Annotated in this window: 12 protein-coding genes; 7 read left to right on the top strand and 5 right to left on the bottom strand. The window is 61.0% G+C overall.

What is annotated here, in order from left to right:
- Positions 1-115: 115 nt before the first annotated feature.
- The 4 genes from NYR54_RS11055 (at position 116) to NYR54_RS11040 (ending at position 4740) form a co-directional block, all read left to right on the top strand.
- Positions 116-1138 (top strand): amino acid ABC transporter substrate-binding protein, encoded by a 1023-nt coding sequence (locus NYR54_RS11055; protein WP_261515819.1) that lies wholly within the window; start codon positions 116-118, stop codon positions 1136-1138.
- A gap of 95 nt (positions 1139-1233) precedes the next feature.
- Positions 1234-2418 carry an amino acid ABC transporter permease gene (locus NYR54_RS11050; protein ID WP_261515714.1) on the top strand — a complete coding sequence of 395 codons (1185 nt, stop codon included), beginning with the start codon at positions 1234-1236 and terminating at the stop codon, positions 2416-2418.
- An 8-nt stretch (positions 2419-2426) separates the two neighbouring features.
- Positions 2427-3923: an amino acid ABC transporter permease gene (locus NYR54_RS11045; protein ID WP_261515713.1), complete on the top strand. Its 1497-nt coding sequence runs from the start codon at positions 2427-2429 to the stop codon at positions 3921-3923.
- A 16-nt stretch (positions 3924-3939) separates the two neighbouring features.
- The gene (locus NYR54_RS11040) at positions 3940-4740 is read left to right on the top strand and encodes an amino acid ABC transporter ATP-binding protein (protein WP_261515712.1); all 801 of its coding nucleotides are present in this window, start codon (positions 3940-3942) and stop codon (positions 4738-4740) included.
- A gap of 297 nt (positions 4741-5037) precedes the next feature.
- Here the strand turns inward: NYR54_RS11040 and NYR54_RS11035 are convergent, their stop codons facing one another.
- The 5 genes from NYR54_RS11035 to hemB all read right to left on the bottom strand — a co-directional run bounded on the left by NYR54_RS11035 (position 5038) and on the right by hemB (position 10967).
- Positions 5038-6330 carry a sugar transferase gene (locus NYR54_RS11035; RefSeq protein WP_261515711.1) on the bottom strand — a complete coding sequence of 431 codons (1293 nt, stop codon included), beginning with the start codon at positions 6328-6330 and terminating at the stop codon, positions 5038-5040.
- A 265-nt stretch (positions 6331-6595) separates the two neighbouring features.
- Positions 6596-7351: an arginyltransferase gene (locus NYR54_RS11030; protein WP_261515710.1), complete on the bottom strand. Its 756-nt coding sequence runs from the start codon at positions 7349-7351 to the stop codon at positions 6596-6598.
- 54 nt (positions 7352-7405) lie between these two features.
- Positions 7406-9238 (bottom strand): SLC13 family permease, encoded by a 1833-nt coding sequence (locus tag NYR54_RS11025; protein ID WP_261515709.1) that lies wholly within the window; start codon positions 9236-9238, stop codon positions 7406-7408.
- 157 nt (positions 9239-9395) lie between these two features.
- Positions 9396-9857 carry an RDD family protein gene (locus NYR54_RS11020; protein ID WP_261515708.1) on the bottom strand — a complete coding sequence of 154 codons (462 nt, stop codon included), beginning with the start codon at positions 9855-9857 and terminating at the stop codon, positions 9396-9398.
- 81 nt (positions 9858-9938) lie between these two features.
- Positions 9939-10967 (bottom strand): porphobilinogen synthase, encoded by a 1029-nt coding sequence (gene hemB, locus NYR54_RS11015; RefSeq protein WP_261515707.1) that lies wholly within the window; start codon positions 10965-10967, stop codon positions 9939-9941.
- A gap of 177 nt (positions 10968-11144) precedes the next feature.
- Between hemB and NYR54_RS11010 the strand changes: the two genes are divergently transcribed.
- From NYR54_RS11010 to NYR54_RS11000, 3 genes are all read left to right on the top strand, one after another.
- The gene (locus NYR54_RS11010) at positions 11145-11567 is read left to right on the top strand and encodes a DUF6163 family protein (RefSeq protein ID WP_261515706.1); all 423 of its coding nucleotides are present in this window, start codon (positions 11145-11147) and stop codon (positions 11565-11567) included.
- A 151-nt stretch (positions 11568-11718) separates the two neighbouring features.
- Complete coding sequence (gene ldtR / locus NYR54_RS11005; protein WP_261515705.1) at positions 11719-12234, top strand: transcriptional regulator LdtR; 516 nt, start codon at positions 11719-11721, stop codon at positions 12232-12234.
- A gap of 313 nt (positions 12235-12547) precedes the next feature.
- Positions 12548-13804 (top strand): L,D-transpeptidase family protein, encoded by a 1257-nt coding sequence (locus tag NYR54_RS11000; RefSeq protein WP_261515704.1) that lies wholly within the window; start codon positions 12548-12550, stop codon positions 13802-13804.
- The last annotated feature ends 130 nt before the right edge of the window (positions 13805-13934 follow it).

Below are 13934 nucleotides of genomic sequence, written 5' to 3'. Positions count from 1 at the left end.
GCGCCGTGCTTGGGAGAAAAGCTCGGCGCCAGGCCGCCGCGGGGGTGGCTGAGGTGGCTGGCTTTGCACGTTTCATAGGGGATAAGCCCTGCGCGTTAAGAAAAAAGGGTCAACAATCATGAAGCATCTGATCAAGGTATTGCTCGGCTCGGCCTTTGTCGCTCTGGCCGCAGCGCCGTCGTCCGCGGCCACGCTCGACGATGTGAAGAGCAGGGGCGTTCTGCGTTGCGGCGTCAATACCGGTTTGCCGGGCTTTGCATCACAGAACGATCAGGGCGAATGGCAGGGCCTCGATATCGATTATTGCAAGGCGGTGGCCGCAGCCGTGTTCGAGGGCGATGCCAGCAAGGTGGAATATTCGCCGCTTTCGGCTGTGCAGCGCTTCCCCGCCTTGCAGAACGGCGAAGTCGACATGCTGGCGCGTAATACGACCTGGACGATGAACCGGGACACCGCGCTCGGCCTCAACTTTGTCGGCGTGAATTACTATGACGGGCAGGGCTTCATGGTCCGCAAGGACCTGAATGTCACCTCCGCTCTACAGCTTTCGGGCGCCACGGTGTGCGTGCAGGCTGGCACCACCACGGAGCTAAACCTTGCTGACTACTTCAGCGCCAACAACATGGATTACAATCCGGTCGTCATCGAATCGCAGGCGGATGTGAACGCCGCCTATGAGCAGGGCCGCTGCGACGCGCTGACGACGGACGCCTCCGGCCTTTATGCCTCGCGTCTGGAGCTTGCCAATCCCGACGAGCACGTCATCCTGCCGGAGATCATCTCCAAGGAGCCTCTTGGCCCCGCCGTGCGCCAGGGTGACGAACAGTGGTTCGACATCGTGAAGTGGGTTCATTTCGGCCTGCTCAATGCCGAGGAGCTGGGTATTACCCAGGACAATGTCGACGAGATGCTGAATTCGGACAATCCCGATGTCCGCCGTCTTCTCGGCCTGGACGGAACCTTTGGCGAGGACATCGGCCTCACCAAAGACTGGATGGTTCATGTCATCAAGGCGGTCGGCAATTACGGCGAGATTTTCGACCGGAATGTCGGGCCGGAGACGCCTCTCAAGATTCAGCGCGGCATGAACGCCCTTTGGACGAAGGGCGGTCTGCATTACGCGCCGCCGATCCGCTGATCTGACAACGAGGAACCGCGCCTTCGCGGGCGCGGTTCCTGGCGACACGACGCCGACCCGGCCCGAGTGGGCCGATGGCGCCTATGGCGGATCAAATGACGGCTGAAGCTGCAAGCATTTCCGAGCCGCGCGTGACCCTCATGCGCGACCCCAGAGTGCGTGGGCTGATCATCCAGATCGTGATGATCATTGCCATTCTGGCGTTTGCCGCATGGCTCATCAACAACACGGTGCAAAACCTCGCGCAGGCCAAAATCGCGTCCGGGTTCGGCTTTCTGTCCTCCCGGGCAGGCTTTGACATTGCCCAATTGCCGATCGACTACAGCAGCAATTCCACCTATGGCCGCGCCCTGCTGGTCGGGCTCACCAATACGGTGATTGTAGCCGGTTCCGGGATTGCCCTTGCCACCATCATAGGCTTCATCATCGGGGTAGGCCGCCTTTCGCGCAACTATCTCGTGCGCGGGCTTTCGACGGTCTACGTCGAGACCTTCCGGAATATCCCGCCGCTGCTGGTTATCCTGTTCTGGTATTTCGGCGTGCTTTCCGTTCTGCCTCTGCCCCGTCAGGCGGTGGAACTGCCGTTCGGCACCTATTTGTCCAACCGCGGCTTGCAGATGCCGGCGGCAAGGTTCGATCCGGTGGCGATCTGGACGCTCGTCGCCTTCCTCATCGGCATCGCGGGCGCGCTTGTGCTTGCCCGGCTGAACCGGCTGCGGCAGATGCGCACCGGAGAACGCCGATCCCTGCTGTGGCCAAACCTGGGGCTCATCTTAGGGTTGCCGCTGGCGGTTTTTGTTGTGAGCGGCTTGCCGGTTACCTTCGAGTTTCCGGAGGCGACACGCTTCAATCTTGTGGGCGGATGGCAGGTCAAGCCAGAGTTCCTGGCGCTCTTTCTGGCGCTCTCCTTCTACACCGCCGCCTTCATTGCCGAGATCGTGCGCGCCGGTATTCTGGCCGTCTCATGGGGGCAGACGGAGGCCGCCTATGCGCTCGGGCTGACGCGTGGCGCGACGCTGCGGCTGGTCGTCGTGCCGCAGGCCTTCCGCGTCATCATCCCCCCGCTCACGAGCCAATACCTGAACCTGACCAAGAATTCCTCGCTCGGCCTCGCGGTCGGTTATCCGGAGCTGGTGGCGGTCGGTTCCACGGTGCTCAATCAGACGGGGCAGTCGGTCGAAGTGGTTGCGATCTGGATGGTTGTTTATCTGGGTCTCAGCGTCGTCACGTCGGCTTTCATGAACTGGTTTAACGCCCGCGTGGCGCTCGTGGAGCGGTAGGAGGAGGCATGCAGGAACAAGTCGCCTTTTACGTCGCCCGCGAGCAGAAGCCGGCGCTCCCGCCGCCGCCGAGCGAATATGGTTTGCTGGCGACGGTGCGGAAGAACCTTTTCGCCACGCCCTTTGATGCGGTCCTGACCATTGCCCTGAGCATCTTTTGCGTCTGGGCCGCATGGAACATTATCGAGTGGGCGCTGCTTTCCGGCGTTTTCGTCGGCAGCGACCGCCAGGCCTGCCTTGCCGGCGAGGGCGGACCGGTTGGCGCCTGCTGGGCTTTCGTTTCGGCAAAGCTCGGCCAGTTCATGTATGGTCTTTATCCGCTGGATGAGCGCTGGCGTGTCGATCTGGCGCTGCTCCTGCTTGTCATTCTGGGGGCTGGGCTGGCCATTCCAGCCGTGCCTTACAAGCGCCTGAACGCCGTTCTTCTGCTGATCGTCTATCCCTTCGTAGCGCTGGTTCTGCTTACCGGCGGCCGGTTTACTATCAGCGGAAGCTGGATCGCGCTGCTTTTCATCGTGGCGGCCTTCCTTTCGATCATCTTCGCCTCCGGCAATCCCGGTGTATCGCCGAAGCTGATCAGGGTTGCCACGTGGCTGGTTGCGCTGGCTTTCCTTCTCCTCATACTGGCCAATGTTGTTACGGGCGGACGGATGGTGCTTCTGACCTTCCGCTTCTCGCCGCTGGCCCTGCTTTCGTTCCTTACGGCGCTTGCCTCGACTGGCGCGAGCGTGCTTGCCGCCGTTCGTGCGGGAGCAAAGCAGAACGGCGTGCTCCTGAGGGTTCTGCTGCCGCCGTTCGTCGTCGCTATGCTGATCGTGCTTCTGGCCGGAGACTTCGGCTTGCGCCCCGTGCCCACGAATCTTTGGGGTGGGCTGATGCTGACGCTGGTGGTGGCGCTCACGGGCATTGCGGCTTCGCTGCCGCTCGGCATACTGCTTGCGCTTGGCCGCCGTTCCAGCATGCCGGCGGTCCGCCTGTTCTCGGTGGTCTTCATCGAATTCTGGCGCGGTGTGCCGCTGATCACCGTCCTCTTCATGTCGACCTTCATGATTCCGCTCTTCCTGCCGGTCGGCGTGACCTTCAACCAGCTTCTGAGAGCGCTCATCGGCGTGGCGCTGTTTTCCGCCGCCTATATGGCCGAGGTGGTGCGCGGCGGGCTGCAGGCGGTGCCCAAAGGCCAGTATGAGGGGGCAATGGCACTGGGGCTCGGCTACTGGCAGATGATGCGTCTGGTCATCATGCCGCAGGCGCTCAAACTCGTCATTCCGGGTATCGTGAACACATTCATCGGCATGTTCAAGGATACGAGCCTAGTCTACATCATCGGACTGGCCGATCTCTTGGGGACGGTGCGGCGCGGTTTCTCGGACCCGAACTGGATTACCCCGACGACGGCCGCGACGGGGCTCGTCTTTGCGGCATTCATCTACTGGCTCTTCTGCTTCAGCATGTCGCGCTATTCAATTTTCATGGAACGCCGGCTTCACACCGGCCACAGGCGATGATTCAGGGAGAAGGAACATGGCTGCCCAGAACGCGACCGGTGTAGACACCCAGGCCGACCGCTCCAAACTGCAGATCTCCGATACGGAGGTTGCCATCGAGATCATCGGCATGCACAAGTGGTATGGCGAGTTCCACGTGCTGCGCGACATCAATCTGAAGGTAATGCGTGGCGAGCGCATCGTGGTCTGCGGCCCTTCGGGTTCCGGCAAGTCCACCATGATCCGCTGCATCAACCGGCTCGAGGAACACCAGAAGGGCCGGATTATCGTCGATGGCATCGAGCTGACAAACGACCTCAAGAAGATCGATGAGGTGCGACGCGAAGTCGGCATGGTGTTCCAGCACTTCAATCTGTTCCCGCATCTGACCATTCTGGAGAACTGCACGCTGGCGCCCATCTGGGTGCGCAAAATGCCGAAGCGCGAGGCAGAGCGGATAGCCATGCACTATCTTGAGCGGGTGCGCATCCCCGAGCAGGCGAACAAATATCCGGGCCAGCTCTCCGGCGGGCAGCAGCAGCGCGTGGCCATTGCCCGCGCGCTATGCATGAATCCGCGCATCATGCTTTTTGACGAGCCCACCTCCGCGCTCGATCCGGAGATGATCAAGGAAGTGCTCGACACGATGGTGGATCTGGCCCACGAGGGCATGACCATGATCTGCGTCACCCACGAGATGGGATTTGCTCGCCAGGTGGCCAACCGCGTGATCTTCATGGATCAGGGGCAGATCGTGGAGCAGAACACGCCGGCCGAATTCTTCGACAACCCGCAGCACGAACGCACAAAGCTCTTCCTGTCGCAGATTCTACATTAGAGCAGTTCGGATTTCGTGGAAACCCTTGAATTGCTCTAACATATTGTTTTTCCACAGTTCCGTCCGGAATCTGCATGGGCAAGATCCTGTCTCCCTTCCGGGTTTTCTCGGAAACCTGAAAGCGAGGATGTGCCGGGTTTCGATCCAATTCCTGATGGTTCAGTCTGTTGCTCGTAGGGTGCGGACGGACACTGGCTTCTTTCATGGAGCCAGGAACAAAAAGACAGAGGCTCTTCCGCTTTCCGAACTCAGCTAACCCGGTGCGCTCTGAAGGGAGAGGCCACCCTGAGGCCGTAATCAGCGAGCGCTTTTCCCGAGAACAAGAGTCTTTATGGTGCGAAAGATGATCAGCAGGTCGAGGTCGAACGAGATCCGCTTGATGTAATACAGGTCATAGGCCAGCTTCTCGAGCTCCTCCTCGACGGTCGCAGCGTAGCCAGAGGTGACCTGAGCCCATCCGGTCAGGCCAGGGCGGATGAGGGTGCGGAGCTCGTACTTGGGCTCCACAGCGATCGAATCGCGTTCCACATATTCGGCCACGGGCCTGGGGCCTATGAGGCTCATCTCGCCGATGAGCACGTTGTAAAGCTGGGGCAGCTCGTCGAGCCGCAGCCGCCGGACCACATGGCAGCCGGGAATGATGCGCTTGTCGCCGCGTTCGGTGCTTCCTCCCGACGACCCGTTATACATCGTACGGAATTTGTAGAGGTTGAAGGAACGGGCTCCATAGCCGCGCCTCTTCTGCACGAAAAGCATCGGCCGGCCATCCTTCAGCAGAATGTAGATGGCCACTAGACATCCGAGCGGAAGGGTTATGGGCAGGGTCAGGATGACGGCGGCAATGTCCAGCGCCCGCTTGGCACGCATGTAGAGGATCTGGCTTGGACTGTAGGTTATATGGGCGATTTCGAACGTGCTGATGTCGACCCGCCCCAGGCGCGTCTCGATGAATAGGGGCCAGGGTATGATCTCCACCCGGCTCATGTGGCAGCGGGTCAGCATTTCGAGCCATTTCTGCGAGAGATGCTCCCTGGGGTCGATGATGACGGCATCGACATTGCTGAAATCCACGTCGTGCGAAGACAGGATCGGCACGTTGGTGCCGAGCACGCTCTGCAGCCACTCGGCCCGGTCAAACGGAAGGATGGCCACCCGGTCTCCCACGGACTGGTGGAATTTCAGATTCGCATAGGCCATGACGAGGGGAAACACTGGCAGCGACCACATAAGGCTGGTGTAGCTCAGCGGAATACGCGCTGCAGAAAGGAAGGCGACCACGAACGCCGTCAGAACCATGGAAACGATGACAGCAACCGTGATCGGCGCCTCATGGCGCCGGAAGGCACTGAGCGTGCTTGCGGCAATGAGGGGGATGGCGGCGGTGAAAGCCAGGACGGTAGACATGTTCCCCCAGTCCGTCCGGCCCGCGCGAATAACGATGAACAGGTAGGTCGCCACCTGCAGAGCGGCGGCAAGCACAACGAACGGCAGGAAAACCCGAAGATCGCGGAAGTACTTATGGCGCCGGATGCTCGCTCCGTTCGCCGTCAGAAGCGCAAGATTCTTGGGTCCGTTCGCTACCTGCAACATGTCACTGTTCCTGATGGGCCGATACGTTTCGAGGGCCGACATGGGCAGACCTTATCGGCTCTCCCCGAGCACTACTGTCCGATCACGAACATGATTGATCCCGAACACGGCTCTCATTTCTCACGCCGCCGAACTGCTGCACTTACCACCCCGCCGCAACGGCCGGTTATCCTGAATAGCCGCAACCTTGCAGGCATCAACCTAAATTTTGTCGCATAGATAAGGGTTATATTACGGCAACTGCGTGGAGGACCTCGCCTTTCGGTTAGTCCTCCTGCTGAAACCGGACCCAGCCATTGGGGCCCAGATGCTCCTGCGGGCGGAAGCGCACCTTGTAAGCCATCTTGCGTGATCCGTTCACCCAATATCCGAGATAGACATGCGGCAAGCCTGCCGCCGCTGCCCGCCGGATGTGGTCGAGGATCATGAAGGTGCCGAGAGAGCGACCCTCCAGTTCCGGGTCGTAGAAGGAGTAGACCATCGAAAGACCGTCGCTCATCTGGTCCGTGAGCGCCACGGCCAGAAGCTCTCCCTCGCCACGTCCGGTCACGAAGGAATCGGGTCCGCGGCGACGGTATTCGATCACCTTGGTGTCGACATGTGTATCTTCCACCATCATTGCATAATCGAGCACTGTCATGTCGGACATGCCTCCGCGCCGGTGGCGCGCGTCCAGATAGGCGCGGAACACCGAATACTGCTCCGTCGATGGCTCCGCCGGGCGCGCGGTGCCGATGAGGTCGGCGTTGCGCTTGAGAATGCGCTTCATGTTCTTCGACAGACAGAACTCCTGCGCCAGGATGCGCACCGACACGCAGGCCCGGCAATTCTCGCAGGCGGGCCGGTAGGCGATGTTCTGCGAGCGGCGGAAGCCGCCCTGGGTAAGAAGGTCGTTGAGTTCGGGCGCCTTGGCGCCCACCAGATGCGTGAAAACCTTCCGCTCGTACTGTCCTTCGAGATACGGACAGGGCGAGGGCGCCGTAAGGAAGAACTGAGGCGAATGGGCGGAGTGCTGCGTCATTTCTGCAGGCGTTCTTCTCAAGCGGATGCTTCGCGCGGGCCTTCTGCCAGGCCTTCAAAATCCATAATACCATGGACCGAAGAGGGAAAAGGTCAACCAGATTATTATGACCAGCGGCGTGCCTGCCCGGACGAAATCACCGAAGGAATAATGGCCTGGCCCCATGACGAGCAGGTTGGTCTGATAGCCGATCGGGGTGGCGAAGGAGCAGTTGGCTGCGAAGATCGTGGCGGCGATGAAAGCCATTGGCGGCGCGCCGATCGCTTGGGCTATGCCGATGCCGATCGGGGTGAAGAGGACCGCCGTAGCGTTGTTTGAGAGAACATTGGTCAGCAGCGCAACCACCGCAAAGAAACCTGACATCACCACGGCGGCGCTCTGCCCGTTCAGCAGGCTGACGGCTGTTTCCGCGATGAGCTGGGCGCCTCCTGTCTGCTCCAGCGCGGTCGCGGCAGCGATAGAAGATCCGACCAGCAGGAAGATCTGACGGTCGAAAGCCCGGGCCGCCTGCGGAAGCGTAAGACATCCGGTGACTATCATCGCGAATGCTCCGGTAATGGAGGAAGCGACGATGGGCAGTATGTCAAAGGCAGCCGTCACCACGATTGCGGCGAAGATCGTGAATGCGATTCCAGCCTTGCGGGGCTGCGGCACCGGTTCTGCAGACCATTCCAGCACCAGCAGATCATGGCTTTGACGCAACTCCTCCAGCGCGCGGTCGCTGCCGCCTATGAGGATCGTGTCGCCCGGCTCCAGCCGGATTTCCGAAAGCGGTGTGCGTCCCATCCGATGCTTGCGCTGGACGCCCAACATATGAACGCCGTGCGTTGTGTCGATGCCGGCATTGCGGATCGTTCGGCCGGCGTGGCGCGAGCCTGGCGGAATGATGGCCTCGGCGATGTGGTAGTCCGGCCCGAGCGGTTGGGTCGGATCGCCGGTCTTCATGAAGCGTTCCGAATCGACGCTGGAAATGATGCCGGCGCCGCCTTGGGAAAGGGCCTTCATGAAGGCCCGCCGCGTGGCCGTGATCACCAGCCGGTCACCCTCTGAGAGCGTCACGTTGTCAAAGGGCGGATAGAAGCTCATGCCGCGGCGGATGATCAATTTGGGCGTGAGTTCACCTAGCCCGGGGAAAAGGCCGGAACGCGACTCTATACCAAGGAACGGATGGCCAGGGGTGAGCCGGATCTCGCCGATGAAGTGCGTGCCCGACACGCTTTGCCGGAAATCCTTTTCGCTGCCCGCGTCGCGCAAAATGTGCGGCATGATCCCCAGCACATAGACTGCACCAGCAAGGGCGAGGACCAGCCCGGGAATGGTGATGTCGAAGAAGCCGACTCCGATGCCGAAGTTCGCGACCACGCCGGCCACCAGCAGGTTCGTTGACGAGCCGATGATGGTAGTCATGCCGCCGAGGATGGTGAGAAAGGAGAGGGGCATCAGCGCCTTGGACGGGGCAAAGCCCTGTTTGGCGGCCATCGCCACAAGCACGGGAATGAAAATGACTACCACCGGCGTGTTGTTGAGCACTGAGCTCACGGCCGCGGCGGTGAGCACCGTTAAGGCGATGGCCCGCCAGTGAGAGCGGCCGCCAAGCCGGCCGATGATGCGCGCCGGGGCGTCCATGGCATCCGTGGCGAAAAGTCCCTGACCGACAATCAGCAGCGCCAGCACGGTCGCGAGCGCCGGATTGGCGAAGCCCGCCAGAAGATTCTCCGCATGGATGGCTCCATGCCCGGGATGCTCGAAGGGGAAGATGCCGAAGAGAAGGAGGAATGCCGCGAGACTTGCGAGCGCAACCTGCTCCAGCGCGAAGCGGTCGCTTGCATAGGCAACAACAGTCACCAGGATGATCGCGTAGGTCATCCAGACATGAAAGTCGGCCATCGCCCGCACCACTGCTCAGTTGGTCACGGGCTGCGGGCCCGCGAATGGGCCAGAGAATAAGCACGGCGAAATATGCCGCAAGGATGGAATTGCCCTGAGCCGTCAGTTGAGCGCAACTTTGCACCTTGCAAACAGGGCAGGGGCAGGAAGCCTTTTGTCAGGCGCGCACGACCACGGTGCCAAGTAGGAGATCGTGCAGCGTGCGCTTGTAGCGGGTGATAAGCGCAAGAAGCAGGATGAAGGGCGTCAGCACCGCATTGCCGATCCAGAAGAGGACCGTGTGAGCGATGGCCAGGAACGGGTCCACCCGTCCGCCGTCCAGCCTTTCCAGCCGCAGATCCATCATGCGCATCCCGATGGTCGATTGGTGCCGCCCGCCCAGCGTCACGGCCACGTACAGAAGGGCAGTCAGCGGCCCCAGAACCGAAAAGAGCAACCAGCCGAGGCCGATGGTGATGAGGCCGAGCAACAGCACCAGAAGGCCCACGGGTATGAGAAGAAGCGCAATCAATATGTAATCGATACAGAAGGCGATGATGCGCCGCGTTCGGACGCCGGAAAATGCCCGCGCGTCAAAGCGGTCCTCATTAAGCGAAATATCGATCGTTTTAACTGCCATTGATGAGCCTCACGTGAACCGCGGCAATCCGCCTGGACCGCAGATGGGGAATGCCGGCGGATTGTCAAGAAGCCGCCAGTCTCAACTGCGCAGCCTTTCGGCCGCTTGGGGCGCGAAGTAGGTGAGGACGCCGTCGCATCCGGCGCGCTTGAAGGCGGTGAGACTCTCCATCATGGCGCTCTCGCCATCGATCCAGCCATTGGCCGCTGCCGCCTTGATCATCGCGTATTCGCCAGACACCTGATAGGCGAATGTGGGTACGGCGAACGTGTCCTTGATGCGCCGCACGATGTCCAGATAGGGCAGACCTGGCTTCACCATCACCATGTCAGCGCCTTCCGACAGGTCCTGCTCCGTCTCGCGCAGCGCCTCGTCAGTGTTGGCAGGGTCAATATAGTAGGTCTTCTTGTCTCCCTTCAGCAGTCCGCCCGTGCCGACTGCCTCTCGATAGGGGCCATAAAATGCCGACGCGAATTTGGTAGCGTAGGACATGATGGCCACATGCTGGAAGCCGGCGGCGTCGAGGGCATCGCGAATGGCGCCGACGCGCCCGTCCATCATGTCCGAGGGTGCGATGATGTCGGCACCCGCGGCCGCCTGCAGAACCGCCGCCTCGGCGATCTGCTCCACGGTTTCGTCGTTGAGGATGATGCCGTCCCGCAGGATGCCGTCATGGCCGTGATCGGTGAACGGGTCGAGCGCCACATCGGTGATGACGCCGATTTCCGGCACCGCTTCCTTGATAGCGCGGGTCGCTCGATTGATCAGATTGTCCGGGTCGAGAATGGCGGAACCGGTGGTGTCGCGCTTCGCCATGTCGATATTGGGGAAGGTGGCGATCGCGGGGATGCCGAGGCGGGCGGCGCGTTCGGCCTGCTTTGGCAGCAGGTCCACGGAATAGCGGAATATCCCGGGCATCGCGGCGATAGGCTCCTCGCGGCCTTCTCCCTCCGTAAGGAAGATGGGCCAGATCAGATCGTCCACCGAAAGGCGGTTTTCCTGTACCAGCCGGCGCGACCAGTCCGCCTTGCGCATGCGGCGCAGCCTGCGGCTGCCGGTGATCTCGTCGACGCTGCGTATGTCGAGCCTCGCCCGATTGGTCCTGTTCACAATCTTTTCTCCGCTTTACGCCCCTATCATGCAGCCGCCGTATAATATCGCAAGCGGGTTCGGCTGGGTTTTGATTTCTCAAAGTGCGTGTGCTGGTTGACGCGACGGGATGCCGCACATAATCACCGGACATGCAGACAGGAGTGCCCGCGGCTTGAACGAGGAGGATCGGGACCGGTGACGGAGGAAGGTGCCGCAAGCCTGCCTGCCCGGCAGTCCCCGTTCGAGATCGCGCTGGAGTTCCTGCAGCGGGCGGCGGCCCTTGCCTGTCTCGTCTACGGCGTGGGCTATTGGGTGCGGCTGCTCGGCTTCTACGAGGGGTCGGAGTGGCGCTTCGACCTGATGCCGGTCTATTGGCAGCTGGCAGCCACGCCCCTTGCGGTAATGTTTCCCTTCGCGGCCGTGGGATTGTGGATGCTGGCCTCCTGGGGGCCGGTGGTTTGGTTCGCCTGTGCTGGTGCGGAGGTCGTGATGTACGGCTTCTTCCCCGAACTCTACGGCCGCTGGCCTCTCATCATCATACTGCACGCGGTCGTTGCAGGCCTCTATGCGGGGCTGCGCATCCTCATCCATCTGGAGCGCCGCCGCTCCGAGAATTAACCGAGGTTAACGCCTTTTTAGCCCTATATGCAGGCTTTCGCCTGTAAGGCGTTGTTAAGCTTGGCGTTTAAGTCGAATTTTAGGTGCCGCCGTTAGGGTCGCCCCAGGTGAAAGAACAAAAAATCACCGGCGTCAAACGAAAGGCACAGTCATGATCAATTCGCGATCCGCGACACAAAACAAACCCGTCGGCAAGGAGCGTGACGATGCGCTGCGCTCACTCTATCTCGAAGCGCTCCAGCTCGTCGAGCGGCTGCACCGCCGCCTTCTGGATGTTATCAAGGACGAGTTCGAGCGTCAGGGCCGCAGCGACATAAATGCCATACAGGCGCTGCTCCTGTTCAATATCGGCGATGCCGAGCTGACGGCGGGGGAATTGCGCTCGCGCGGTTACTATCTCGGCTCCAACGTCTCCTACAACCTCAAGAAGCTCGTCGATCTGGGCTTCATCCATCATCAGCGCTCGCGCGTCGACCGCCGGTCGGTACGCGTCAGCCTGACCGACAAGGGTCGGGAAGTGGCGGAGGTGGTCTCCAGGCTCTATGATCGACATATCGGCTCGATCGAGCAGGTGGGCGGCATCAAGGCGGAGGAGTTCCGCCAGATGAACCGGGCCCTGCAGCGGCTCGACCGCTTCTGGAACGACACCATCGCCTACCGCATGTGACCGATGCCGTTTGAGGCCGGGGGCGACCGGTCAGAAAGAGGCAACATTTTTAAACCGGCGTCCAGCAGGGCGCCGGTCTTTTGTTGCTTATCAGCCACGGTAAGCGAACGTATTTCGTCTACGTGGGAAGGCGTCACGCTAATAACATAATTGCCTACAAATGGGTCCATATCACCGCGTTGGCAACGAGCGGTGATCCCTTGTCGGCTTTGTCCGTGCGAGGGTTCTTGCACCGATTGGCGAAAAATTAACGCTGTTTCCGCAAGCTTGGGTTTGAAACGCCGAGAGTTGCCGTGATGATGAGGGTTGTCTGATGAAGACCAGTCGCCGAATGTTTCTGGGCGGAGCAGGAGCCGCCGCGGCAGCGGCTTTTTCCGGCTCGGCGCAGGCTCAGAATTTTCTCGAAGCGGTCATCAACGCACCACGCCGGGGCGCTTGGCAGGACCAGTTTGACGCCCAGGTCAGTGCCGGCGGCGAGGTATCTTCCACACTGCCCGTGCTCAGCCCGCAGACGGTTGGCTTCGTGGAGCGTGCGATCGCCGATTATTCCACGATCGTGGCGAGCGGCGGGTGGCCCACGGTGCCCGCCACGAAGAAGCTGCAGATCGGTGTCATCGATCCGGATGTGGAAATCCTTCGCCGCAGGCTGATGATCTCGGGCGACCTTTCGACGCGGGCTGGCCTGTCTCCGGCCTTCGATACCTATGTCGATGCGGCTTTGAAGCGGTTTCAGGCCCGTCACGGTCTGCCGGCTGACGGTGTAACAGGGCAGTACACCTATTCGGCGCTCAACGTCTCTGCACCTGTCCGGCTAGGGCAGCTCCAGACCAATCTCGGTCGCCTGCGCGACCTTACTTCCAAGCCGCTTGGCGACCGCTACGTGATGGTCAACATTCCCGCCGCCTCGATCGAGGCGGTCGAGAACGGCCGCGTTGTGTTGCGCCATACAGCTATCGTCGGCAAGGTAGACCGTCAGACCCCGATCCTTTCTTCCAAAATCAACGAGATCATTCTCAATCCGTACTGGAACGCGCCGGTTTCCATCGTGCGCCGCGACATCATTCCGCTGATGCGGAAGAACCCGAACTATCTGCGCGACAACAACATCCGCATGATCGCGCCGGACGGCTCCGAGGTGGATCCGCTGACGGTCGACTGGTCCACGGATGAAGCCACGCGCTATCGCTTCCGCCAGGATCCCGGCAAGATCAATGCGATGGCGACGATAAAGATCAACTTTCCCAACCCGCACGCCGTCTATATGCACGACACGCCGGAGAAGAATCTGTTCCGCGATCAAGAACGTTTCCATTCTTCGGGCTGCGTGCGCGTGCAGAATGTGCGCGACCTCGTCACATGGATCCTGCGCGACACGCCCGGCTGGGACCGCCGCCAGATCGAGACGACGATCCAAACTCAGGAAGACGTGCATATTCCGGTCGCCAATCCCGTGCCGGTCTACTTCGTCTATCTTTCCGCCTGGTCGACGGGCGACGGCGTCGTGCATTTCCGCGACGACATCTACGGGCTCGACGGCGCATCGGAACTGCAGATTTCGACCGCCCTGTAGCGGGCTGCGATTTCAGGCCCGCATGAAACCCGCATGAAAAGAGGGATGACACGGCGGGCTTGAAGGCAGGCGCGAGCGCATTCGCCGCTCTCCGACGGGTGAGGGCCGCCATTCGCGTGGATCGCCAGAG

This window comes from Chelativorans petroleitrophicus (assembly GCF_025398195.1).
In the GTDB taxonomy this organism is placed as follows: domain Bacteria; phylum Pseudomonadota; class Alphaproteobacteria; order Rhizobiales; family Rhizobiaceae; genus Chelativorans; species Chelativorans petroleitrophicus.
This window is presented reverse-complemented; position numbering and strand designations above follow the sequence as displayed.